A 24712-nucleotide genomic window follows, 5' to 3' on the forward strand; every position below is an offset into this window, starting at 1 on the left:
CGAGTTCCGGAGAGTGAAGAAAATCCTCAAAAAGGTGCAGCTCGAAAACCAGGGACAGGTGATTTCGAATGAAAAGCCTCTACAAGACTTTCTCGAATCCAGACACTTGCCTCCTCGATCTGTCGGCTTCGACAATTGAATCGGCATTCGAGCAAACCATTCGACATCTCGTCGAATGCAAATTGATCGCTCCCGCAGCAGAAGCTCAGATCGTCGAAGGTCTGGTTCATCGAGAAAAAACAAGCTCGACGGCCATTGGCCACTCGTTGTCGACTCCGCACTACTACGACGATTCGATGATTGATCAGATGGTCGTCTTCGTACGACTGCACGATGCTCTCAATCTGGGAGCCCCTGACCATCTGGCGACTCGCTACCTATTCATCCTTCTCGGTCCTCGGTCTGCAACTTCAGATCACCTCGATACGCTCGCCCTCATCGTGAAACTCATGTCCGATCATGATTTTCGCTATGACTTGAGTGTGGCAGAGAGTCCTGACGACCTGAAGGCTGCCATGGAGCAGTCAATCGAGCGATCTCGTCCAACGACGATCACACCGAAACAAATTCCGGACGGATTGACTCGGACCGGGCGTTTTGGTGGAGGCATGATTGGAGATCTCAAGCGTCGACTTCCCTACTACTGGAGCGATTTTCGCGACGGGATGAACGCCAAGTCGATCGCGTCAGTTCTGTTTCTGTACTTCGCCTGCCTGGCTCCAACGGTCACATTTGGTGGAGTCATGTCTGCGGAGACAGGCGGCGCGATGGGGGCGGTCGAAATGATCACCACCACGGCGCTCTGCGGAATTGTCTACGCGATCTTTTCCGGTCAACCGCTCATCATCCTCGGCGGGACCGGTCCGCTTCTCGTTTTCACAGCGATACTCTACGAACTTTGTCAGCAGTTTCAGGTTCCGTTTCTGCCGACGTTTTTCTGGGTCGGTCTCTGGACGTCAATGCTGACAATTCTGTTCGCACTGACCGATGCTGGTTGTCTGATGAGGTACTTCACTCGCTTTACCGATGAAATATTTGCGGCACTGATTTCGTTCATTTTCATCTACAAAGCTTTGGAATCGCTGATTGCTATTTTCAATGATTTGGACGTCAATCAGCATCACGACACTGCCCTTCTCTCATTACTTCTGGCACTGGGGACTTTCTACATCGCGATTACGCTGCAAGGGATGAGACGCAGCCGATACATGCTCCCCTGGATGCGTGAATTCCTGGCAGACTTTGGACCGACGATTGCGCTGGCAGCGATGACGCTGGTCGCATTTCGCCTGCATGAAGTCGACCTCGACGTTCTCCCCGCCCCCGATCGATGGGAGACAACCAACGGAAGATCCTGGCTGGTCGATCCGTTCGCTGTCCCGCTGTGGGTGCGTTTCGCTGCGCTGGGCCCGGCGCTGGTCGGTTCGATTCTCGTCTTTCTCGACCAGAACATTACCGCCCGACTGGTGAATGCTACAGACAATCAGCTGAAGAAAGGCAGTGCATACCATTGGGATTTGGCACTGGTTGGAATGCTCATCGGAGTCTGCTCGACGTTCGGTCTCCCGTGGACCGTCGCAGCGACCGTGCGATCACTCAATCACGTTCGCAGCCTCGCCACGATCGAAGAATCGGTGGGGAGTGGCGGCGAACGACGAGACCGAATTCTCCGCGTGCGTGAAAACCGGATCACAGGATTGGCCATTCATTTAATGATTGGAGCCTCGCTTCTACTTCTGCCACTTCTCAAGAACATCCCGATGGCAGTTCTTTACGGCCTGTTTCTGTTCATGGGAATCGTCTCGATGCGAGGCAATCAATTCTTCGAGAGACTCAGCTTGTGGACCATGGAGCCATCTCTGTACCCCGCAACGCACTACACCCGCCGCGTCCCCATTTCGATGGTTCACCTGTTCTCGCTGATCCAGTTGGTCTGCTTGCTGGTGCTGTGGACCGTGAAAGAGAGCCCGCTGGGAATTCTGTTCCCGCTGTTTATCGCCATGCTGGTGCCGATCCGAATCAGTCTCGATGCGATCTTCAAACCAGCCTACCTCGATGCCCTCGACGCAGACGAGATTCCCGAGACAGAGGAAACTCATTGGACGTAGTGCATGTCACACGTCCAAACGAATCCGCGAATCTGATTTATTGAGCAACGATCGGCAGCGAAACCAACATTGGAGCCGGTGCGTTTTGCTGGAGTTCCAACTGGCTCGGCTCACCTTCTTCAGCCAAAACGGAGTCGACGAAGAAGTACAGCAACTGCCGCAACTCGTCTGATTCCACTTCGTCCGCCAAAGCTTCGGCCCGTTCTCGTGACTTCTGAACGAGTCCTTCTGCTTTCTCGAATGCTCCGCATGCAGAAAAGATCTCTCGCAGTTTTCGAACACGAATCGGGTCTGGCTCGCTTCCCTCGTAGATCTCTCGAATCTCTTGCTTCTTGGACTCCGAAGCATCTTTGAGTGCCAGTGCGAGAAGCAATGTTGGCCGCAGTGCGAGTGCATCCTGTCCGGCGATCAGTTTGTTGTGATCGTCTCCATCCCAGTCCTTCAGGTCATTGAGAATCTGAAATCCGACCCCGATGTGTCGCGAGAACTGAGGAATCAATTCCTGATACTGATCGACCGACCCTGCCATCCGAAGGCCAGAATAGAGCGCAGCTTCGAATGCCGGAGACGTTTTCAGAGCGTAGATCTGGAGAGCATCCAGTGGGGAAATGTTCCAGTCGGGAGATTCCTGCCAAGCCATCTCCGCACCTTGCCCGTCGCAAAGCTTGATATGGGCATCCGCCATATTCGCGACGATGTCACACGACACATCGCTTCCCAGTTCCTCACGGCACTCATTAATGAGGCGGTATCCGAGCCCGATCAGATAGTCTCCAATGTTGATCGCCCGACCTGTTCCGTATGTGCGGTGAAGCGTTTCGCGACCGTACCGATACTGGTCGTCGTCTTGAATGTCATCATGGACCAGCGATGCTTTGTGAAACGCTTCAATGGCCATCGCGACTTTGGAGACCGCAGCGGTGAACTCAATGGGTGAGCTCTTGTCGTAACGTCCGTTAACAACATCGCCTCCCGTGGCTGCATCGAACGCTGCCAGAGTAATGAACGGTCGGAATCTCTTACCCCCATTCGCCAGCCAGTCGAGAGCGACGTACTCAGTCTGCCCGAGTGGTGAAGTTGACTGCTCAGCTGTCTTGCTTCTCTTTCGCGGGATCAGATCTTCGAATCGGTTGGTGAAGATATCCGCCGATGCCCGCATCAGTGGGACATAGCTTCGCGTCTCTTGCTCGTCGATTGGTTCGTACTTCTCAAGAACTTCCCAGACCCACGATTCATCCAGCGAAGTGTTTTTGCAATCGCCTGAGTGAAGCGGAATCGCAAACGAAGGCACACCTGCGATCAAGACCTTATCGATCGCCTTTTCGAGAACGTTGAGGCAAGCCACCCCGAGGATGCCGTCGACGTACCCTTCGACGATGATTTTCAAAACAATGGGCGAACCTTCAGCGACCAGAACCTTATAGCCAAGTTGTTCCGCGCGGACTTTGTAATCCGCGATGGAGCAGGCTCCACACTTTTCACAGTCCAGACCGAACTGATCGTATTCTGCCGGGCAACCTTCTGCGTGTTTGAGGCAGTGTGGCAGGAGAAGCATTCTGCGTTCGAATGGAGTCGCCAGAAACTGCTTCTTCCAGAAGTAGTTGCCGATCATCACCATCGCAAAGCCGAGGAACTTCTCGGGCTGCTGAATCTGTTCCAGAAACTCGCGTCCCCACTTCTCGAGTTCGCCGCGACTGAAAGCATTCTTGCGGTCGAGTTTCTTAGCGAAAGCTTCTGCGTCTGCTTTGATCAGTTCGCGCAGGGCGAGCGTCTCTGGCACCGCTTTTAGGTGAGCGGTGCTTTTGCGGCCCCGGCGTTTCTTCGGAGGCGGATCGTCCGACGCAATCTGATTCCGTTTTTGCGCGGCTGTCTGGTCTGATTCGCGGCTTTCAGAATGATTCGTCGCAATATCCAACGCCGACTCCTTTTCTTTTATCACCTCGATCGAGCGAGGAACTCGGAGCGATGAGTGGGTGACCGGATCGATTCACCAACGTTCTTTCAATCATTCCGGGACTGATACAAATTCAGAAGAATGACCGTCATCAACTCATTACGGAGGATGACACGAAACGTGTCTGGCAATGATTTGATGTCATATGATGGTGACAGGTTCTATGGGGGCTGGCAATCCTCGACGGCACGGCGGAGCGCACCTGATGCAAAGATTACGGGGTACAGTTCTTCAAAATACCACAATTTGGCAAAATAGAAACCAATTGGAGCGGCTTCATCAACGGTGTTTGATTCGACTCGATCAATCAGCCAGTTAATTCCCGACTCAATTGCACTCGCCGAATCACGATCATCGATCAAAGCATCAACGGCGAGGGCGGTTTCTTCAACCGATGAGGGAGCGCCCTGAACACCTCCCCAGCCGCCATCGGAATTTTGTGCTGATCGCAGCCATCGAACGCCATCTTGCAGCGGAAGTGCTTCCGTACGTTCGGTCTCTTGATAGGCTCGAATGACTTTGGATGTTCCGTAAACAGGATTAATGTCGCTGGGTGCAAACTGATTGCCGAACCACAACGGATGCCAAGAGCCGTCTGCGTTTTGTGATCGATTCAGAAAATCAAATCCGTCGCGAATCGCAGATTCGATCCCTGGAAGATCTCCGTACTCTTCGCTGACACGGTGAAGAGCTCGCAAACAGTGGGCAGTGATATCTGTGGAACTCCGATCGAAAGGAAGTGTTCCCCAGCCCCGACAGAACGTCGGCCAGCCGCCGTCTCGATTTTGCAGATCGACTAACCATTGCGTCGCGAGCTTGCAGGCTTCAGCAATCCGTTCATCTCGCGGCTTAGGGTTGAGATTCAACAGAGCGAGAATTGCCCCCGGCGTATCGTCCGCATCGGGAACTCCGCCCGACAGATCCGTCCACGCCCAGCCACCTGGAGCAGCATGCGTGTACGGGTGCTCTTTGCGATACTGCTGACCAAGCAGCCATTCGGTAATGGCTGATCGTTCCTCTTCGGTGAGAGTTGATGAAATTGCATTCGAAGAGAGAGTAGTCACCCATGTCGCCAGATTCGTATCGATGGGCCAGCTACCATCATCCAAGACTGAGTCGACGAGAAACTTCACACCGCTTTCAACGACAGGATGCTCAACGTTGCCTTTCGCTGCCAAACTCATTACCACAAAACTGGTGAGAGGAGTCGCTTCCAGAAACCCTCCCGACTCAGGTTGAATGCGTTTCAGAATCCGCAAGCTTTTGGGAATGAGCGAATCGCGAAGCCACCCCAGCAATGGATTCCACGGCTTTCGAAAGTGATGTCTGACCTGACCGATCGCAATCAATGCCGGCAAGGCATAGCTGACCACGGGAAGTCGAATCGTCGCGTAGAATTGATGCGGCAGGCAAGCCAGTTCAAACGGTAATGCTGAGACGTCTTTCCAATCGACCAGCCCGGCCAGTGCAAGATGCGTTAGAATCGGAACAGAGAATGTCTTATCTCGGCCATAACGCTCGACGACAGCTTTGCTGCCTCCGCAGCGCTGAATGTAATCATCAGCACGCTGTAACAACTCGGAATATTCTTCAGTCAGACCGACCGCTCGAAAGCTACCGAAGACCAGCATCGACGTCGAGATGTTGCTGTGACTCTTGAGAGTATCTCCCCATCCGCCATCTTCGTTCTGACACTGCGACAACCACTGCAAGCCAGCAACGATCAGCGGAGTGAACTCGCCCTCTTGAACTCCTCGAGCCAGTTGGACCTGATGCAGAGCCATGACTGCTGTGGCAGTGGAGAGCGGAGATGCCGACAATCGACCGGCCCAGCATCCCGACGCATTTCGGCGAGAGAGAAGCTGATCTCGAACCGTTTGTTCAGCACGCTCCAGTCGATCTCGATCGACGTTTAACATTAAGTCGCCTGACCGTCAGTCAATTTTGAGAAGATCATCCGACCCGCGCTGTTCTGCAAGACACTGGTGACGACTGTGTCCACATCTTGCCCCATCTGCCTCGTTCCCTGATCGACGACGACCATTGTCCCATCGTCGAGATAACCGACCCCCTGCCCGGGCCCTTCGCCTTCTTTGATAATTCGAATCCTCAAATGCTCTCCGGGGATGTACCGAGGCTTCAGCGAGTTGGCGACGTCATTGAGATTGATGACATCCACGCCCTGCACACCCGCCAGCTTGTTGAGGTTCACATCGTTGGTCACGAGCCGAGCGTTCAGATCTTTGGAAAGCTCGACGAGTCGCTGATCGACGGTTTTATCGGTCTCGTCGATGGCATTGTGCATCTTGACTTCAATTTTCGGATGCTGCTGCAACCGCTTCAGGATGTCGAGACCTCGACGTCCGCGAGACTTGCGAATCTTATCCTGACTGTCCGCAACGTCCTGCACTTCCTGAAGAATAAAGCTGGGAACGATGAACTCTGAATCGACGATGTTCGTGTCCACAACGTCCGCAATTCGACCATCGATAAGGGCACTGGAATCGAGAATCATCGGCCGTCCCCCTTTGAGTTCACGTGAGAACTCCACATACGGAATGACAAACCGAAACTGATCCTTCGTCTGAAGCAGAAAGGTGATGCAGATGTACGGGAGGATCAGGATTGAGATCAGAGTCGAAGCAGCTGCATACGCTCCCCCCTCGCTGCCGAAGAGGTTGGGTTCGTTGAACATCGGGCGAAGTGCCAGATTCATCAAATATGTCAGCAGCACTCCGATCAGCAGACCGAAATAGATTGCCGAAATCACCTCGACGCGTTTGCGAGGAATAAGGATATCGACCAGCAGAATCGACAGAGCGATCGACAACATCACCAGGAAGGAGGCGACAGGATGCTGGACGACGAATTCTGGAGCGTTGGAGTTCTGGCTGAACGTGTACGTTGCCAGTGCTCCAACACAAATCACGATGTAAATCGCGCGTATAATTAGCAGCAACATCTGGGATGTCTGATCAAAAGGAATGAGAGCTCGCACCGATGACGTTCGAGAGGCGTCAGCCCGAGGAACGCAAGTCCCTGGATCCGTCTCCGAAGACAAAACAGCGGTGGGTTGAGCAGGCGGAATTCCATCGACATCGACCGAGAGGTCGAATATCGAGCCAATCACCATCTTACGGTTGAAAGTTTGGCATTTCCACTGACCGTGAACATCTGCACAAAAAAAGCAGCGTCTCTCGCGAGACGCTGCTGGATATTCGGGTGAGTGAACACCGAATCATTTTGCGATCAAATCTGGATCTCAACAATCGATTAGAAATCGCTGGAGCTGAGGATTGCCTGTCCGAACGAGTTTCCGTTGGATGACAGCAATCGCACGTAGACTGAATCATCGATGCTGTTGTTGATGAACTTTCCGCTGTTGTCACCGAAGATCATGTTCACACCGTTTGGATGCAAGGCACTTGGACGAGGAGTTTCACCAGCAACACCCAATCCGAGGTTGGCGTTGATCTGGCTGCTCTGCATCACACCTGAAGGATCGGTCACAGTCAAAGCACGAGCTGGGTTTCCAGTGATTCCAACACCACTTGGGTTCGTTCCACCGTCATCAGCTGTGACAGCACTTCCAGCACCAGCCATTCGCAGAGAAACGGCGAGGTCACCCTGATAAACGCTACAGAATCCACCAGCACCTGGAGCCAGAGCGATCGAAGCAGTTCCGAATGACCCATTCACGAATGCTGGATTCCAGTTTCGGACATCGATGTTCTCAGTCACCATGATTGTCTGAGTGGTTCCGTCCAGGTTACTCACGCGATCCAAAGTGTTGGATGAGCCAGCTGGTGCGTACAAGTCCGGTGCACTGCTGTCGAAGTTCGCGTTGGTGATCACTCCGTTCGTTTCTGTTCGGAAGAACATTCCGGTCGCTGAAGTTGTGTTCACATTCACGCGTTGGTTGGCAGCAACCGCGCCGTTAGCTGGCCAAGCGTAATCAATCGTTCCGTTTCCGAACTGGACATTCGCAGCCCAACGATCGGCAGTCATGTAGCCGCCGTTCACGACGTAGGACTTGTGACCTGCACCGTTCTTATCCGGATCGTCTGGACAAGCGTAAACTTCGATACGGGTGGCTCCCAGCTCAGCCAGAGTCGAAAGGTTCTGGTTGGCTTCAACTGGGTCAGTCAAACGATCGTACAAAGCACGTTGTTCGAGCTGAGGTAGAATGTGCACGGACCAAGGTGCTGGTCCCATAACGTTGACGGTCGGAGTTGCACCGAATCCGGTCACAGAGACAACGTCCACTCCACCGGTCAGAGGTGGCAATTCCCCTTTGTTGACCTGTGCGAAGTTGATGATGGCCAAGCCGACGTTCTTCATGTTGTTCAGACACTGGGTTTTACGGGCTGTCGCACGAGCCTGCTGAATCGCTGGCAGTGTGAACGCAGCCAAGGTTGCGATAATTGAAATCACAACCAGCAATTCAATCAGTGTGAAACCGCTTCGCGGTGCTTTCCTCGTCGCCGAGAAATTTCGAGTTCTCTTCATTTGCATCTCCAGGTTTGATCGCCCCGGCGAAATCGCCGAGAAGTAAAAATTCCCAAACGTCATTGTCCGGCGAAACTCAATCCCGCTTCACCGAACAAAGTCCTGATGATCAGGACAGACGGCAGACCACAAATTCTGCCGTGATTGTTTCTTGAAGTCTTACGACTTGGTATCTCACTCAATGCTGTCAATCAGCGAACTGATCTCTGCAAAGACATGTCTCTCATTGAAAACGGAATCGACTTGCGGATTTCAACAGGAAATCTTTTGAGGAATTGAATTTCCGAAGATTCCTGGACGGGGAAAAGTGGCGCAAATTTCCTGATTCAGACTGCCGCACATTGTTGCAGAATTGAACACTTGTCGCCTGCTTCCCCAATTATGACATCTGCCATCTTCGATCGAAAGTGAAAAACACTGCGAACTGAACGCATCCGTTCTCGAACAGCGAGTTGCAATGTTTCTTACGTCAAAATATTGCAATTCATAAGCCAAATCTTCAGGAAACGATCTCAGATCACTCGATTTCACGATTGTTTCATTTCATCGCCGTTGAGCAATCCGATGATCCCGCGTCCTCCTCAAACCTGATTCAGCTTCAAAGTCGTTCCCAACATCACAATTACGGAAGGAGCTGACGATGAATGATCAACTTCCGGAAATCGAATGAGTCAGTCACCGGATCGTAGGCTTCCTCCAGTCGAGACAAATCGACCACGCAGAACATCCGGTACCGTGGCAAATCAGCAGCTCGACCGCCGACTTGAATGTTCCCGGACGCCTGAATTCTGTGAGCTTCATGCAAATCGAAACCGCCCCAGATCGCAAAGACGTGACTTCGCGTCGTAGAGTTGTTCGCAACCTTCGCCAGCAATCGATGACGTGTATGGTGGTCGACCGTGTCGTTTCCGAAATCATCGCTCGGTCGAGCTTCAAACAGCCCCAGCTGATTCAGGTTGGGCAGTGTTCCGTTGGAATTATTCTTACGCAGAATTGTCTTCTCCACGCTGAGTGCCGGATTGACCGGGTCCACATACCCCAAAGGCCGAAACGGTTGGGCGAGATGAGTTCCCGGAGCTTGACGTGTTCCGCCGTTGACTCCGTCGCGAGCGCGAAGCAATTGATCGACCCAGCGGCGTTCGTCCGGATTCAGCTCGAGAATGTCATCGGTGGGATCTCGCGCCGGATCGAAATGGTCATGATGCAACCAGTCATCGACAAGACCAGCCAGAACAGGCTCATGCCGAAGCGTATTGAGATTGATCTTTCCGGGCAGCCGTCGATATTTCGCCACTTCATAACCAGCGACATCCCAGTTGCTCGGTGGAGGAACATCCACGAAGTTCAACAAGCGGTACCACCGGTTTCCAATCACTGACAAGCTTGGCAATCCGGTTGTCGGATCGAGGAATCGCACCTGAGCGGTTCGAGAGCCTGTCATCGCTCCGCCCTGCACAAGATTCGCAATCGGCCCTCCGTAGAGCTGTTGATCTTCTACAGCTGTCGGAATGTAAGGGTCGTTCGCCTGTGTGGCAGTCCAACCGAGATATCCATAGATCGGAACGGACAGTAACTCGACCCAAGATGACAGATCGCGGTCGAAATGCGGTTGCCAAAACGGATAAGGCGTTCCCGCACCTTCCTGATCGATCCACAACTGGTTCGGGCTGTTGAATTCTGGATTCGGATGCGGTGATGGAACCGGCATCATGCGGACCGGAAAATCCTCGTGAAGCGTGTGGTTTCGAAACGTCCCCGCTCCCTGCCCCGGATGATCCTGTGCAATGTAATCGTAAGGATGCAATCGCTCGTGGCTCACCAGATTATCGAGCCAGTCCGTCAAAGCTGCTTGGTTACCACTCCCTGGGAACGCAGCATAAGGAACCTCTTTCTGGAATTCTGAAGCGGTCACCTTGATGCGATCGACTTCGATCCACTCGTCTCCTTGTCCAACTCCCTGAGCGTCCAGGTGACGTCGTCGCTGAAGGACCAGATAGAAATCATCGGCAGGATCTCCAACGACATACTGAGCAACCAGACTTGTCGGTGTTGGATTCCCTGGGAAGGTGCTCGTTGGATCACCACCCACGAACTGACGATATCCCGGATCATGCTCTGGCAAAGCAGCTGCGCCAGATGGCGTCAGGTCGAGGCTCAATCGTGACGGCGGATCCTGATTGTTATCAGTCACTTCAGCTGCAGGTGGTTGAGGCTTAGGAATGATCAGTTGCAGCGGATCACTTTGAGTATCCGTATTAATGTTGACGTAGAAGTCACTGCCAATCGACAACCCTGCTCCGTTCACGACATTGCTGTCATGACACCCAATGATGAAGTTCGATCCCGGATCAATCGTTCGATAGTCTCCGATCGCCCGCTCTCGGAATTCGACAGCAACGTCGATGATCTCGGGCGTCACACCCATCGGAACACGGGCAATTCGCCAGGACTCATTCTTCAATTCGACAGGAAACGGACTCAGGTTTCGTAGTTCAACATACAGGAATCGGTGCCCGTCGGCTGAGCTCGATTCATCATGCAATGTCCGTCCATTGTCGGAAGCATCAGGATCACTTTCGATCAACAGGACTTCGCTGAATGCCAGCGGTTGCGACTCAACCCCGTAGACCGTTCCGGAGGGACTCACGTCCCATCCATCTGATAAGTTCTCATCGTAAATGAACTTGGTAATCACATCGTCTCGATCGAGAGCATCGACGTAGTTCACAGCGAACTGTGCCATCTCTCGAGCAATTTCAGGACCGATCGGAGTGGTGGTAACATCGGTTCCATCCGGATTGTCGTTTGGTGCCAGTTGGTTCGGATCGTAACCAGCAACCGTATACAGCAACACGTAAATATCGCGAGCCAATCGCTGACGGTCGTACTGTGCCCACCATTCCTGAGCGTAAGGATCGCTGGCGATCAGATCGAGAGTGGGATATCCAGCGGTATTCCAGGTTGGCGCATCGATGATGTTGTCTTGCGGAAGCGGAATCGTCAAATAGTTCGGATCACCTGGCAGTGGATTTCCGGAGCTGTCGACGAGTTCCAAAGGATGCGGAACAAGATCACGGTAGGCTGGATTCGACTGTGCATCGAATGCGTCTTCTCCGTTGGCAATCGTGTCGTCCGACAGGATTCGATTCAGATTCAGTTTCTGCTGGGGTCGTTGATTGTCACGATCGGCAAACGCAGAACGGTCGTTAAGAATCGTGAGCAGACGTCGAACTTCTGGACGATAAGGATCAGCTGTGGAGATGATTCCCTGTTCGTGCTGCGAAGGTGGAATTCTCGCTGCGATTGGTCCAAAGCTTGGAGGGAAGCTGTTCGGAACGTCCGGATCAGTCGTCGGGTTAAATTCCCACTGTCGGTACATGTTAGAAACGAACGGAGAGAAGCTTAGTTCGTTCCGGTCCCAGCTATCAGTCGTGAACTGCGACCGAATCAAAGCTGCCTGTCGGTTATATTGAAAGTTCCACGGAGCGAGGTTTCGCAAGCGAGACACGAGCGACAGCTGTCGCCAATCACCGTCACTCAAATGAAGTGCAGCGATTTCGTCCGGTGTGAATCGGTTGTCGAACTGATTCGAAAAGCTGAGATTCGGATTGAGTTCGTTCTCTTCGTTGACGAGACCATCGATTGACCCGTTAATCGTTCCAAGCATCGGCCCCGTAAACCTAGTAGGTTGCAGCCGTCCAGAACCATCAGCGATAGCATCAATATACGTCCGATGCAGCGTGTTCCCGTCCGCCATGATCTGTCCCTGATTTTGCCAGGGCGCAGCACCAGGGTATTCCGGCCATTGAACAGGAGTATCAGGCATTCCTCCCGAGGCGAGAAAACGCTCTCCCTCGAATGCGGTTGGCGTCGCTGTCTGATGAATCACCGAACCGTTGGCAATCTGCTGATTCCCAACTCCGATGTAATCGAGTGGATGTACAAACGGAGGAATCTGAACCTGCAATCGAGATTGTGCGTTGGGAGTTCGAATCATTCCGCCGCCACGTGTCGCAGCGTTGTTGTTCGAGTCGATGTCATCATCCGGTGGGCTTCCACTGCCAAGGACTGCTCCCGGAACTGGATATCTACCTGATGGAGTAGCGGTTCCTTCGTTCGCCAAACCTGCTCGAAGCTGACCGCTGTCGAAGCCGTAACGTCCCAACCAGTCAACATTCGATGCAAACGCCAACGTCGTCGGTTCAAATTCCGGGCGTCCCAGCAGAATGGAAGCATGCTCGATATTCGACGTCTGAAGTCGAGTCAACGCATTCGCTGCAGGGGCTGGATAAGGGATCGTGGCTGAGGAACGATCCGCTGCCATACCTCGAATCGCGACCGCTGCAGCTGCTTTTGCCTCAGGAGTTTGTTCAACGAATTCGCCTGATGACGGCATCGGGTTGAGTTCGGCGAACAACGCAATCAGAGGGTTCACTTCCGAAGGGCTCATGCCCAAGTTCGAAAAGTGGGCCCAGTCACTGCGGTTGAGAATTTGATCGCGAATACTTGCCACTCCGCCCGGCTGGTTATTGTTCGTTGAACGGAGATTGAAGTCAGCCAGGTTTCCGTGAACGTTCGTATTGAGCAGCGCGTCTTGGTCAATGATTTTCCAGAAGTAAATCGGCAGGACTTGTCGTCCACCCGGGAGATCAATCATCGGATGGTCGAGATCGATTGCGATCGAATCGGTGATTCCGTCACCATCAAGGTCCGCATCCAGATCGTAAGAGCCGGTTCCGTCGTAAACTCCCATTGAGTTTTCGCCGTCGATTTGACCATTGTTCAGGCCCGGATCGTAGTAGCCATCTTCACCCGGATCGAGGCTTCCGTTGCCGTTCAAATCTTCCGTGTCGCCATTCACATCGACGCGAAACGGGAACGGTGTGATCAATCGGTTGCGATCGCCACTCTCTGCCACTCGGCCGCCCACAGCAGAGATGTAACGGCGGTCGCCGTTCATGTATTCATGCAGCAAGTGAGGCCGCAACACCTGTGCTTCAGTCTGAGCGTTCGAATACCAGTTTCGGAAATTCAATCCTGGGAAATATCCAGGCAATGCGAACGATGGTTTCACGACTCGCAGTTCAGAAACTGGATCGATGTAGTCCATCGCGAGGAACAAGCTGTTGATGTCGGGATAGGTGTATCCCGCAGCCGGATTGAAACCGAGTTCCGGAGTCGTAGAAGGATCAATCGCGTTTCCGTTGTTCGCAATCGCCGAATAATTGAGGACGAAGTCGGTCTCGCTGCGTGAGGTGGTGGGATCTCCGTCATAGTTGACGTCAAATGAGTTCGCGCCAGTCGGGACAATTGTGATTCCCTGACCGGAGTAGAAGTTCGCGGTCCCCGGTTGACCGGTCGTGGAATCAATCGGTCCTACAACATGAGCCAACATTGACCAGCGGCTGAAGCTGTCCCCGAAGTGCAGCGCACTGTTTTCGAATTGTGGATCGGTCTTGACGAGAACCTGTTCAAGACCGAAATCAAAAATGGGATCAGGGTCAATCTCCAGCGGCTTGATTGACGCGAACGCGTCTGCGATCGCTTTTTCCTGATTCGTGAAGTTGAAGATGAACAGCCCGATAATCACGAGCGTCGTCGTCAACGCAACGACCATGATGATTACCGCACCGCCTCGACGATCCGAATTTTCCACGCAATCGCCAGCATCTGAGGCTGCGAGAAAGTTCTTCGACTTCGCGATCGACGCATCGCGTCGAACTCTTTGCCATTGTTTCGGAATCAATCGCATGGAATTTCTCCTTCGCTGATGAGGTCAACTCAGCAGCAAACTTCTCCGCCTGACAAACACAACTTGTCAGGTGCTGACCAGTCAGGACACTGTTTCGTCTCCAGCGATCTTCAATAAAACCGCCGGGACGATTGACCTCTGACGAGGACACTCCAAATTGTTTGGAACGTGCCTCACTTGAGGAGTCTGTCTGATCAGAATTGGATGTTCTGCCCTCACTTCAGATTTGAAGCGAGGGAATATTTTGAGGTCTACTCGACAAACGAATGGACGATCGTCAACTGTCGAGGCAATGTGCTGCGCTGGTCTCGATAACGAACAGTGATTCGCAGCCCCTGTATTCCGATTCGATTATCAATGCACTGCCAGGTGACTGACCCATCTTGAACAGTCGTTCCCGGAATCGGTGGAAACTCCGGTTGCAGCTCCCCCGTCGTTCCCCCGGAAATCACTGTGTAAAACAGACTGCGGTTGATTGGATCGACGCCAATGTTCGGGTTCAGAGCCGGAACAAAAATCACCTCTCCGAAAGTGGCAGCTGTCGTCGGAGCCCAAGCATCCACCGGATTGAAATTCGTCGTTCGCAATGGTCGAAACGGAGGAAAGGCAACAGTCGTCGGGTTGGCTGGCAAAGGCAATCCGGAAGTCGCAATGTCAACGACTTCGGCATTTGGGTGCCAGGTGTCAAAGACTCGATTGACTCCATCCGCTGGTCGTCGTGGACCGTAGTAGACATTCAACCTGTCATCCGCTTCGGACCCGCCAGGTGTCGCCAGTGTTTGAAACTGGGTCGTTCCCCCATTGCTGCCTGTGTCGTTGTTTCCAATGTCAACAAACCGTCCGACTTCCGAGTCGTAGATCTCGACATTAAATGACTCAACATTTGTCAACACAATGTCTTCCCCAACTCGCGGACCTCCATTGAGTCCGTTCAACGCTCCTCGATCGATGATCGGAGCTGTCGCGGGAACGCTGGTTCGCCGGAAGATGTATGTTTCTGTTTGAGGTCCCGAGAGTGTCACTGACCCGGGATAAGTGATGGTCGAGTTCGAAGTTTCTTCCTGGGACAATCGACCAATGAACGTGGTCGGATCGCTTTGATCGGCATATTCACGCGGCGACCCATGGTCAGCCAGCTCATCAGCGACAGTGCTGAAGTTGTTGAAGTGACCGAAACGATTCCACGGAATTGCCATCGGCACGTTGGCTAGATCCAGATGATTCGCAAGCGAGTCAACAGAGTTGAACCACAGGTACGAATCTTCCGTTCCGGAACCAATCCGCGTCGCTGAGTAATCGAAGTCGTCGAGGAAATCGCCACCGTAATTCTGCCATCCGTTATTGAAACTTCCGGAAGCAGGATCAAAGCGAAATCTTCGCAGACCGTCTGTTCGAGTCGGTTGTGGATCAAATCGTGGATCGACTGGAATCGGATCTCGCAGCAGCAATTGCCGACGATAGAGATTCCCGTTTCTCATGAAGTAAACGACTTCGGCAGCTCGCGAAAGCCCGAGGCCATTGCCGATCTCTCCGTCATCCGCATCGGGTTGATTGGTATCTGTTCCCGCCAAACTTGCAGCCCGACCGACGAATCCCTGTCGTTGATCTTTGGTCTCAGCATCTCCTCGCTGTCCGATCTTCACCATGGTGGTGAGATGCAGAACATCGTCAGTCTGATCATTGAAATCGTTTTCGGAGTAATACAGAAATCCGCGCTGATTCACCGGATCGATGATCGGAGTATCGCCAGGACTCAGTGGAACAATTCCCCTCACTTCTCCGTACGGGAAGCTTGGTTGTCGAAACGTCATCGACTGCAGATCGCGTCGAATCGTTGTGTCGAACTGACGGGCCTTCTGATCGTTGTTCGCAAGTCCGCGCTGTTCCGTAATTGACCCAACTGCAGAACCATAGATTTGCGCGAACATCAGCATGATCAGAACGACCAAAGCCGTCGCGACAAGCATCTCAACCAACGTGAACCCCGCCCGCTGGGCTGAGTTCTGGCTTCGATTTGTTCTGCGAAATCTCATGTTGGACTCAATTCAGAATGTGGTGGCCACACTCGGCCGGTGAAACTCTATCTCTCAAATTATGTGTCAATTCAATCTTGTTGTGTGGACGACCGCGCCGGTTACAACTCGAAAATATCGACAATCCCAGGCATCAGGATCGCTCGGCCAACACTGTTCGCCGGTGTTCCCGTATCAACTGTCAATGACTGCACTGATTCCGTCAGCGTGATGACTGCGAACTCTCCAGCTTCATTCACGCTGATGTCAGCCATCTTGTACCACAGGACGTTTCTGGCATCGAAAATGTAATTCCCTTCCCGGAGCAATGGTTTCTTTAACCCTGCCCAGGAAATTTTCACTTGGTCGAAACCAATCGCTCCTGTCACGTCTCCGTCTTCGGTGTAGGAACTGTTTCCGAAGTTGGCTTCGTAAACCTGCTCGTCATCCGGGCTGAAAGACCGATTGAAGAGCATCACGACTGTCACGATCGGTGGAACTTCTGCTCCGAGCTGACGAACAGTCATCAGGTAAGTGTATCGAGGCGTAAAGTTCTCGATGCGAACCGTCGAGGGGATTGCAGCAGCGGAGATAAAGGTTGGTAGAGTTGTCTCTGACAACGTGATCGTTTGGTTCGTTCGGCTGAGCAATCCAGAAATTGCAGTCCGCTCACCCCCAGCTCCAACGAGAACCATTCGATAGTTCGGACTCGGCGGAGTCGCTGGAAACGGAATTCCGTCGAGTTCCACAGAATCGGGAAACGTTACTGTCGGATTGGCTCCAGACAAATCGATCGACAATGGAACTGCTTCGACGAGGACGGTCCAGGAATCGGGCTGTGAAAACGCTTGAAGCGCGGCAGCGTAAGTTTGAAATCCACCCTTCGTTCGACGAAGACCGGGATTCATTGCTGTCCCATTGACGGGCGTATTGCTATTGAAACCGAACCAGATGAAGTCATCACCGATGATGCTTGGATCGTTCGTGTTGTCGAAATATCGCCCAAGTGGATCGACAACGTAATGCGCTCCGGTCGCACTGATGCTGTTCACCGGATAGTCCAGGCGAACCCATGTGTAGTTTCCATCGTTGACGGTCGGTCCCGTCGTCTGGGGCCAAGCTGGCTCCGCAAACCCAGTTGATTCATTGCCCGGCGGCATCGAGGGAGTCCCGATTTGACACCGATACACAAAGTTCGGTTTCGGGAAAAGTTCACCCGGTGCAGGGACGGCACTCACGCAATCGCCCACGTTGTAACGAAATCCCGGCTGCCAGATTCCTCGATAAATCGGCGACTCAGGAGTCGCTGGAAAGGGCGGCGACACTGTGACTGGAATCGGCGGATGCAATAATCCGGGTTGCGATCGGACAGCTTCGACGACGTTCTCCGCCATGAATTTGGAGTTGGTCGCCTGAGTCGCTCGCAGGGCGGTCAGAAGAGAAATCGGAAACAGAGTGAACACCGATGTGATGGCGACACTGAAAATGAGCAGGGCCATCAACACTTCCACCAGCGTTGCCCCGCTTCGACCTGTCAGGCCGGTCTGAGGGTTGTCACTGGAAGTGACGTTTCGCGATTTCTGGTGCATCGATTGGGGAATTTGAATCATTGGTTCGCTTCCCTTCCTCGGACAGCAAATTCGAATGGCGTTGCGTCCACACGTTGGTTGAAGATCTCATTGCCATCGTCATTCTTTCGCGAGATCTCGCTGATCACGACAGCACCTGTTTGAGGGAAGAGAGACAACGCCATATGTTCACGTTCCGGATCGACTGGAACGATGAAATTCGGATAGCCTCCAACAGCTGTATAGTCGAACGACAAGGCTCGCTGTCGGAGCGGTTCAGCCAGGATTGCGTCGCTCAGATAACAGAGTCGAAAGTGCAGAATTCCTGATGAACGGAGGTCACCGGAAACTGTCCCGTCTGGTCCGAAGAGAATGTCCATCTGACCAGAGTAGCGATTCGCGAAATCGAAGAGCCCGTTCGGAGTTCCCGTGATCGGATCATTCAGGTCAGTTTCCGAGCCGTCGATCACGCCATTGCGGTCCGTGTCTTCACGAAGTCGCCAAGATTCTGGCAAACGCGATCCGTCCAAATCGATACAGGTCTGTGGATCGAGTTGAATTGGAGTCGCTCCCTCAGCCACGACCGGAGCAAGTTCAAGTCGATAAGGAACACGCGTACGGAGTGCAGCGACATAGTTCCCCGACGGTCCAGCGCTGGGGTCGAAGATGGATGGCTCGTACATTCCAGAGATCAACGCGACATCAAATGACATCGGATTTTCAGCAGGTCTTGCGCTAAGAACATCGGGAACATCCAAAACATCAATTCCAAACTGCCGAACGGTGTACCAGTTGCCGCTATCTCGAGGGATTTCGATTCGCAAACCAGGTTGCAACAACCCTCGCGACTGGAAGTCGTTCCACGTTTCATTTGTCAGGTTCTCGGGAGCATTGAGATTCGTAGTGTTGGGATCATCGAGATTCACGACTCGCCAAGATCTCACCCCGGGAAGATATTGCAGATCGCACAATCCATCGTCTGTTCCCGGACTCTCAACATAAACCAAGCTGCGGACCAATCGCGGATTGTTCGGGTCTGTCAGTAATCGCAGCCCGCGAACTGATTGAGAGCTGACCGCTCTTGAGCGAGCTCCTTCAATCGCGTTCTTGAACGTCGCGATGCTGTTCCCAACCCGGTCTGCATCATTCAGAGTGAACCCTGAAATGACGAGCGTCGCCAGGATCGAAAAGATGGTCACAACAACCAGCAGTTCGACCAGCGTGAAGGCGGAACGCAATCCCGGTCTTTGGGGAATTTCAAATTGTCGCAGCGAAGTCTGCATCACTTTCCTACTGCTGACGATTACTGATGTTATCTGTCAATTCATCTCGACTCGTTACGTTGCCCAACCGTTCGACAGGAGTCGTCGACGTTGATTCACCCATACCAAGAAACCCGTCAGGTCCCATCGACACGAGTAGCGGTGTGTAATAAGTCTCGGGAGTGTGGTAGTTCGCCTCATTGAACCCCAGCGCGGTCAATGTCTGTGACGGTGCATAGGTGAGGGAATAGTTCGCTGAAGGAATTCCAGGCTGAACCAGATTGGTCTTATCGAGAGGGTCGGCCGTCAGCGTGTTTCCATCGGGAAGGTTCGAGATCAACAACGCGGCATTTCGAGTATTGATGACACTCGTTCCCCCACCGGGACGCACAAGCGCTGTCGGGAAGTTGTAAAAACGCAACGGCTGATTCCACTCATCGATAAGAAACTGTAGGTCATTGGTGGTGTCAGTGCTGAGATGATTCGGGTTCAAGTCGTCCAAGTTCAAGACTGGAAGTGAATACGACTTGCCGCCCGGAATCGCTCGAACCTGTGATCCGTTCAGAAGTGCGTATAGGAAGATTTTCCCGGACGCACGTGGATTGTCATCAGTGGAAGTTTCCGGCATGTTCTCGGCCAACCAGTCAAACAAGACCGGGGCGTCGTCAGCATTGCCGGAGTTGTTCACTCCATTAAATCCGAAGAGGTCTTCGATCCGTTGTGGGAGAGCCTGACGATACAGGTTCTTGCGAATCAGGTATTCGGCTTCTTTTTCATCAAGCCCGGAGTTCAATGTCGCCAGCTTCTTGGCTTCAACGCTGACATCCAGTGAAGACAATGCGTCAACTCTTGCCTGGATGACTGCGTCGACTTGAGAAATTGTGTTCACGACTGCGCTGTTACGAAAGCCTCCCATGAACCCGCCAATGCTCGGGATGATCAATGCCATCAGAATCCCGATGACAACGAGAGCGACGAGGAGTTCGACCAGCGTGAACCCGCGTCGTAAGTCTTGTTGTCGATGAGCTTGCTTGTTCAACATTGTTCTGCCTGTGAGGCTGCTGCGTGGGGAGTTCCGAAACTGAGTTCTGTTTTGCGTTGGGATTAGTTCGTGTCCAGGACACCGCTAGAGAAGTTGGTGATGTTGTCTTTCTCATCACCACGCGAGGCATCGAAGCCAGTGTCAGGATCGTAAAGTCCTCCCACCCCGTAGCTGTTATCAAACCCCGGAGAAATGATCTGATAGGAATTCGCCTGATACGGAACGTCGTTCGTCACGTCTGCGTTCACATTGCCATCCGGATCGCTGGAAAGGTAAATCGATGTTGGTGACGCGAATGTCGCAGCCCCCAAGTTGATGTCGAGATACTCGTTGGTCATCGAGTCTTTGTTGTACCCGCGTCCATCGTAAGAGCTCGCATAGATGTAAGGAGAAACCTGTCCCGGTAGTGAATCGAGGTATTCAGGCATGTTTCGACCGGGCTGGGTCGTTGGATCGTTTACGTTGACCAGTCGTGCTGAATCGAATTCGTGGAACGGAGCGACGCGACTTCCTCCCCGTCGAAAAGGAAATGTCTGGTCGGTCGAAAATCCAAGAGGAGCCCACTTCGCTGGAGTGGCTGCCGTTCCGAGTGAACCATCCGCGTTACGAATTGGATTGCCTGCCGTGTCTTCAGTGGCACAAACCCCTCCGAGGAAGAAGACCAGACATTCCCCACCGGTTAAGACAATTGGTCCGTCCGATGCAGCTCGAATTGCTCCATCGCCATCAATGTCGAGTTCACCAGGTGTCGGTGCTGCGGCGTATGTGAAATCCATCTCCGGCCAGATTTGTCGAAGGTAGGCCTTGCTTTCACGAGCTTCGAGTGAAGTATCGCTCGTCCACCCAGCTGCTTCTTCATAAAGACGCAATCGACTCGGCGGCGAGATTCCGTACTTGCCTTTGAAGGCTGCAATCGCGCTGTCGAGACTCTTGATCTCGGTGGTGACTTGAGCCACACGGGAATTGGTGATGACCTGATTGATCGCCGGGAACAGGAAGGCCATCAGAATTCCGATGACCAGAATGACGACGACCAGTTCCACAAGCGTGAACGCAGATCGCTTCTCGCCGTGCATCGTTCGGCGATCACTTCTCACAGACCGTGCCGGCACGCCGTTCAGTCTTTGTCGGTTTGTGATTGAAGTTGCTTGTCTCATCAATTCCACTCCACTTCGTGTCGGCTGACTTTCTGCCGCAAAACGCTACACCCTCGTATCGTCTTGCTCTTACTGGTGTGTTGCCATGATTCGCTTTTCCGCCAGAACCGACGACAGTCGTAGGTAACGCATGGACTGTGCCAAGACGCGGAAACAAACAGGTTTTTGGTGACGTTGTGAGCCCTCCGAAACTACGAGAGTTCGTTGAGCAACTTCACCAACGGCATAAACAGAGCAATCACGATAAAACCCACAATCAGACCAAGCACGACCACCATGAGCGGTTCGAGGAGGTTGATCAAACTCTCGACGAGCACGGAGACTTCTTCGTCGTACACGTCGGCCACTTTGTACAGCATGTTGTCGAGAGCACCAGTCTCTTCACCGACGTCGACCATGTTCACAACAAGGTCGTCGGTGATGCGTGTTTCACGTAGCGGAACCGCCATCGATTCCCCTTCGCGAATCGATGAATAGATGTGATCGAACGCGCGCCGGAATACCTCGTTCCCCGCCGTGTCCCGGGCAATGGAAAGGGCCTCCAGGATCGGCACCCCCGAGGCGATTAATGTTCCTAACGTCCGACACGTTCGCGCAATCGTTGACTTCTTCACGATTTGGCCCAGCACCGGTATTTTGAGCACAATCCTATCTATGATATACGCCCCCGTCTTGTTCTTCTTGATCAGCTTCACAAGCACGAACAGCGCGAATGGGATCGTTGGAATCAGATACCAGTAGTTCACAACCCAGTCGCTGGCTGCGATCAGCCACTCGGTGATCGCTGGCAACTCGACACCGAAGTCCATGAAGATCTCTTTGAACTTCGGAATAATCCAGTACATGATGAAGCCCACGATCCCGGTCGCCACGGTGATCACCGCAACCGGGTAAACCATGGCTCCCTGAACTTTTCGCTTCAAAGTCTGAGAACGCTCTTTGAACTCAGCAAGACGCTGGAGAATGACTTCGAGTGCACCCCCAGCCTCTCCGGCTTTCACCATGTTGACGTAGAGGTTGTCGAAGGCTTTGGGCTGTTTCGCCATCGCTTCGGAAAGCGTGTTTCCGGACTCGACATCCTCAATCACCCCCATGAGTGAGTTCTTGAGTGCGCCCGGTTTTTCCTGCCCTTCCAGAATGCGAAGGCTTCGCAAGATCGGCAGACCAGCATCCTGAAGCGTCGATAGCTGACGCGTGAACATGGTCAGCTTTTTGGCACTCACCCCACCGATGGTGAAGGCTTGTTTCTTCTTGGGACCCTGGGGCTTTTTGGTTGCATCCTTCTTCTTCTTCGCCACCTTCTCCGAGATTTTGGTGACGTAGAACCCCTTCTCACGGATCAGCGCCTGGGCTTCCTGTTCCGTTGGGGCCTCGATCGTATCCTTGACCTCGAGGCCGGTGTTGTCCATCGCTTCATATTGAAAGACTGGCATGTCGCTGATCCTTTTCAGGACAGTGGAAGGGGCATCATTGTATGTCCCCGAGGAATACTAAATTGGATCTATAAATCTTCTGTGAACCGGCATCACCAAAGTCGTGGCTTTGATGAGGACTGCGTTACTCGATGTCTTCCATCACGGTTTCGCGAACCACTTCGTCGATGGTTGTGACACCATCGAAAATCAGCTTGAGACCAGCTTCGCGAAGCGTGGTCATCCCGTGGCTGCGAGCAAGATTTCGCATTTCGTCGACAGACGAGTTCGACGAGATCATGTCGCGGATGTCGTCGTTGACTTCCATGAGCTCGTACAGTCCGGTTCGTCCCTTATAGCCAGCGTTGTTACAGCGCGGGCAACCTTTTCCGTAGTAGAACTTGTACTTCCGCGCCTGTTCGATCGGCAGTTGCAACTCCATCAGGAGCTCGTCACTCGGTTCAAACTCAGTCCGGCACTCAACGCAGATTTTTCTCACGAGCCGCTGGGCAAGAATGGATTCGACCGTGGCTGTGATCAGGAACGGCGGAACACCCATATCACGAAGACGAGTAATCGCCGACGGGGCGTCGTTGGTGTGCAGCGTGGAGAACACAAGGTGACCGGTCAAAGCACTTTGAACCGCGATTTCAGCGGTCTCAAAGTCTCGAATTTCTCCAACGAGAATCTTGTCCGGGTCGTGCCGCAGAATCGCTCGCAGAGCCGCAGCGAATGTCACGTCGATGTCGGAATTGATCGGGACCTGAATCAACCCGTCGATGTCGTATTCGATCGGGTCTTCTGTCGTGATCAGTTTTGTTTCGATGTCGTTCAGCTCATTCAAAGCTGAGTAGAGCGTTGTCGTTTTTCCCGAACCCGTCGGCCCCGTCACGAGCACAATTCCGTTGGGACGGAAGATCATCTCGCGGAAACGCGAAAGCGTGAGCGGGTCCATTCCGATCTTGGCGAGATCGAGCTGAACCACCGTCCGGTCCAAAACTCGCATAACGACCGCTTCGCCGAACATGGTCGGAAGCACACTGACGCGAAGGTCGACGGGATTCCCCCCGACATTCAACTCGATACGACCATCCTGAGGCAGACGCCGTTCTGCGATGTCGAGGTTCGCCATCACCTTGATACGACTGACAATTGCTGCCGCGAGGTGACGAGGTGGAGGAACCATTTCGTAGAGAACACCATCCGCGCGAACTCGGATCTTGAACTCATCTTCGAATGGCTCAAAGTGAATATCGCTGGCCTGATCTTTGATCGCCAGCAACATCACCATGTTGAGCAGCTTTCGAATCGGGTGAGAACTGGTGACTTCGTCCTCTCCACTGATGTCGTAAGCGCCTTGTTGAACCTGGAGCGATTTGTTCCCGACTTCCAGATCTTCGAGCTGGTCCATCAGGTTTTCCATGTCGTCTTCTTGCGAAGCGTAGTGTCGAGCAATCGACTCTTCGACTTCATTCAACGACGACACAGCCCCACGCACATCGTATCCCAGAAAGTTTCGCAGATCGTCGAGCGCTGCGAGATTCTGAGGATCGGCCATCGCCACTGTCAGGACATTGTCCTGAAGCGAGATCGGCATGATTTTGTAAACGCTCGCCATTGTCTCCGGGACGAGCTCAAGCACTTTCGGCGGAATCGTTGTTTCAGCAAGTGCAACAACCGGCATTCCAAACTGTTCAGCCAGCGCTTCGGTAATCTGATCTTCAGTGACCAGCCCCATACGTTTGGCAACCTGGCCAATCACTTCCCCAGGAGACTGCTTCTGTTCTTCAAGCACATCCCAAAGCTGATCTTCGTTGAGGTAGCCGAGGTCGACCAGAATTTGTCCGAGTTTGCGCTGTGCCATATGTGGCTTCCTGGCTCAATGTCTGACTTGAAGTTGGGTCCGGTTTCGGGAGATCTTCACTGGCTGCCTTCG

13 protein-coding genes are annotated in these 24712 nt (G+C 53.0%); 1 reads left to right on the top strand and 12 read right to left on the bottom strand.

All coding sequences use genetic code 11. The features are described 5' to 3' along the window. The first annotated feature begins 68 nt into the window (after positions 1–68). Positions 69–2108, top strand: coding sequence for a PTS sugar transporter subunit IIA (locus AB1L42_RS13360; protein WP_367056165.1), 2040 nt, complete (start codon positions 69–71; stop codon positions 2106–2108). Between the two features lie 37 nt (positions 2109–2145). Here the strand turns inward: AB1L42_RS13360 and AB1L42_RS13365 are convergent, their stop codons facing one another. From AB1L42_RS13365 to AB1L42_RS13420, 12 genes are all read right to left on the bottom strand, one after another. Further along, entirely contained in the window at positions 2146–4023 is a 1878-nt protein-coding gene (locus tag AB1L42_RS13365; protein WP_367056168.1) for a polyprenyl synthetase family protein, read from the bottom strand. Positions 4024–4223: 200 nt separating this feature from the next. Then, positions 4224–5981, bottom strand: a complete 1758-nt coding sequence (locus AB1L42_RS13370; protein WP_367056171.1) for a prenyltransferase/squalene oxidase repeat-containing protein — start codon at positions 5979–5981, stop codon at positions 4224–4226. Beyond that, on the bottom strand, positions 5981–7024 hold the full coding sequence (locus tag AB1L42_RS13375) for a PIN/TRAM domain-containing protein (protein WP_146508897.1): 1044 nt from the start codon (positions 7022–7024) through the stop codon (positions 5981–5983). Before AB1L42_RS13375 ends, AB1L42_RS13370 begins: the two co-directional genes overlap by 1 nt. Positions 7025–7335: 311 nt before the next feature. Further along, positions 7336–8571, bottom strand: coding sequence for a DUF1559 domain-containing protein (locus tag AB1L42_RS13380; RefSeq protein ID WP_367056176.1), 1236 nt, complete (start codon positions 8569–8571; stop codon positions 7336–7338). Between the two features lie 622 nt (positions 8572–9193). Beyond that, the gene (locus tag AB1L42_RS13385) at positions 9194–14323 is read right to left on the bottom strand and encodes a hypothetical protein (protein ID WP_367056179.1); all 5130 of its coding nucleotides are present in this window, start codon (positions 14321–14323) and stop codon (positions 9194–9196) included. 251 nt (positions 14324–14574) lie between these two features. Then, complete coding sequence (locus tag AB1L42_RS13390) at positions 14575–16356, bottom strand: prepilin-type N-terminal cleavage/methylation domain-containing protein (protein ID WP_367056182.1); 1782 nt, start codon at positions 16354–16356, stop codon at positions 14575–14577. 101 nt (positions 16357–16457) lie between these two features. Next, entirely contained in the window at positions 16458–17945 is a 1488-nt protein-coding gene (locus AB1L42_RS13395; RefSeq protein ID WP_367056185.1) for a hypothetical protein, read from the bottom strand. After that, positions 17942–19186 (bottom strand): type II secretion system protein, encoded by a 1245-nt coding sequence (locus AB1L42_RS13400; RefSeq protein WP_367056188.1) that lies wholly within the window; start codon positions 19184–19186, stop codon positions 17942–17944. The genes AB1L42_RS13395 and AB1L42_RS13400 overlap by 4 nt, the downstream gene beginning before the upstream one ends. Before the next feature lie 7 nt (positions 19187–19193). Further along, positions 19194–20207: a prepilin-type N-terminal cleavage/methylation domain-containing protein gene (locus tag AB1L42_RS13405; RefSeq protein ID WP_367056191.1), complete on the bottom strand. Its 1014-nt coding sequence runs from the start codon at positions 20205–20207 to the stop codon at positions 19194–19196. Between the two features lie 62 nt (positions 20208–20269). Then, positions 20270–21364, bottom strand: a complete 1095-nt coding sequence (locus AB1L42_RS13410; RefSeq protein WP_367056194.1) for a prepilin-type N-terminal cleavage/methylation domain-containing protein — start codon at positions 21362–21364, stop codon at positions 20270–20272. Positions 21365–21555: 191 nt separating this feature from the next. Then, positions 21556–22797: a type II secretion system F family protein gene (locus tag AB1L42_RS13415; protein ID WP_367056197.1), complete on the bottom strand. Its 1242-nt coding sequence runs from the start codon at positions 22795–22797 to the stop codon at positions 21556–21558. Between the two features lie 124 nt (positions 22798–22921). Continuing rightward, positions 22922–24640 (bottom strand): ATPase, T2SS/T4P/T4SS family, encoded by a 1719-nt coding sequence (locus AB1L42_RS13420; RefSeq protein WP_367056200.1) that lies wholly within the window; start codon positions 24638–24640, stop codon positions 22922–22924. Positions 24641–24712: the final 72 nt, after the last annotated feature.

Origin of the sequence: Thalassoglobus sp. JC818 (assembly GCF_040717535.1) — a bacterium.
Taxonomy (GTDB): domain Bacteria; phylum Planctomycetota; class Planctomycetia; order Planctomycetales; family Planctomycetaceae; genus Thalassoglobus.

Coding starts and splice junctions, on each gene's coding strand:
- AB1L42_RS13360 (WP_367056165.1), top strand. CDS start 69: ATGAAAAGCCTCTACAAGACTTTCTCGAATCCAGACACTTGCCTCCTC.
- AB1L42_RS13370 (WP_367056171.1), bottom strand. CDS start 5,981: ATGTTAAACGTCGATCGAGATCGACTGGAGCGTGCTGAACAAACGGTT.
- AB1L42_RS13375 (WP_146508897.1), bottom strand. CDS start 7,024: ATGTTGCTGCTAATTATACGCGCGATTTACATCGTGATTTGTGTTGGA.
- AB1L42_RS13380 (WP_367056176.1), bottom strand. CDS start 8,571: ATGAAGAGAACTCGAAATTTCTCGGCGACGAGGAAAGCACCGCGAAGC.
- AB1L42_RS13385 (WP_367056179.1), bottom strand. CDS start 14,323: ATGCGATTGATTCCGAAACAATGGCAAAGAGTTCGACGCGATGCGTCG.
- AB1L42_RS13390 (WP_367056182.1), bottom strand. CDS start 16,356: ATGAGATTTCGCAGAACAAATCGAAGCCAGAACTCAGCCCAGCGGGCG.
- AB1L42_RS13395 (WP_367056185.1), bottom strand. CDS start 17,945: ATGATTCAAATTCCCCAATCGATGCACCAGAAATCGCGAAACGTCACT.
- AB1L42_RS13400 (WP_367056188.1), bottom strand. CDS start 19,186: ATGCAGACTTCGCTGCGACAATTTGAAATTCCCCAAAGACCGGGATTG.
- AB1L42_RS13405 (WP_367056191.1), bottom strand. CDS start 20,207: ATGTTGAACAAGCAAGCTCATCGACAACAAGACTTACGACGCGGGTTC.
- AB1L42_RS13410 (WP_367056194.1), bottom strand. CDS start 21,364: ATGAGACAAGCAACTTCAATCACAAACCGACAAAGACTGAACGGCGTG.
- AB1L42_RS13415 (WP_367056197.1), bottom strand. CDS start 22,797: ATGCCAGTCTTTCAATATGAAGCGATGGACAACACCGGCCTCGAGGTC.
- AB1L42_RS13420 (WP_367056200.1), bottom strand. CDS start 24,640: ATGGCACAGCGCAAACTCGGACAAATTCTGGTCGACCTCGGCTACCTC.